We start from the raw sequence: 741 nt of genomic DNA, 5'->3' as shown, positions 1-741 counted from the left end.
GACCAAGCCTGCCCGCGACGTCACCGCCGAGCTCGCGTTCCTGACCCGGGCATTGAAGGCACCCACGATGCGCGAGGCCGTGGACCGGCTCGCGGACCGGGCCCGCACCGAGTCCTGGACCTACGAGGAGTTCCTGGCCGCCTGCCTGCAACGGGAGGTCGCTGCCCGAGAAGCCCACGGCGGCGACGGGCGGATCCGAGCCGCGCGGTTCCCGGCCCGCAAGTCCCTGGAGGAGTTCGACTACGACCACGCCCGGGGCCTGAAGCGTGAGCAGATCGCGCACCTGGGCACCTTGGACTTCATCGCCGGTCGGGAGAACGTCGTCCTGATCGGCCCGCCCGGGACCGGCAAGACCCACCTGGCCACCGGGATCGCGATCCGCGCCTGCCAAGCCGGCCACCGCGTCCTGTTCGCCACCGCCGCGGAGTGGGTCGACCGGCTCGCGACCGCCCACCACGACGGGCGCCTGCAGGACGAGCTGCGCCGCCTGGGTCGCTACCCCCTGCTGGTCATCGATGAGGTCGGCTACATCCCCTTCGAACCCGAGGCCGCGAACCTGTTCTTCCAGCTCGTCTCGGCCCGCTACGAACGCGCCTCCCTGATCGTGACCTCGAACAAGCCCTTCGGCCGGTGGGGCGAGGTCTTCGGCGACGACACCGTCGCCGCCGCGATGATCGACCGCCTGGTCCACCACGCCGATGTCATCGCCCTCAAGGGGGACTCCTACCGGCTCAAGAACCG

The 741-nt window shown here is 71.0% G+C and carries 1 protein-coding gene; it reads left to right on the top strand.

Going from position 1 to position 741, the window contains the following annotated elements; translation table 11 throughout:
• Positions 1-40 precede the first annotated feature (40 nt).
• Positions 41-741 (top strand): IS21-like element helper ATPase IstB (gene istB, locus N866_RS19225; RefSeq protein ID WP_052023277.1); only part of this gene is annotated, 701 nt, incomplete at its 3' end.

The organism is Actinotalea ferrariae CF5-4, assembly GCF_000603945.1.
Classification (GTDB): Bacteria; Actinomycetota; Actinomycetes; order Actinomycetales; family Cellulomonadaceae; genus Actinotalea; species Actinotalea ferrariae.
Note: the sequence above shows the minus strand (reverse complement) of the source record. Positions and strands in the feature narration are given on the sequence as shown.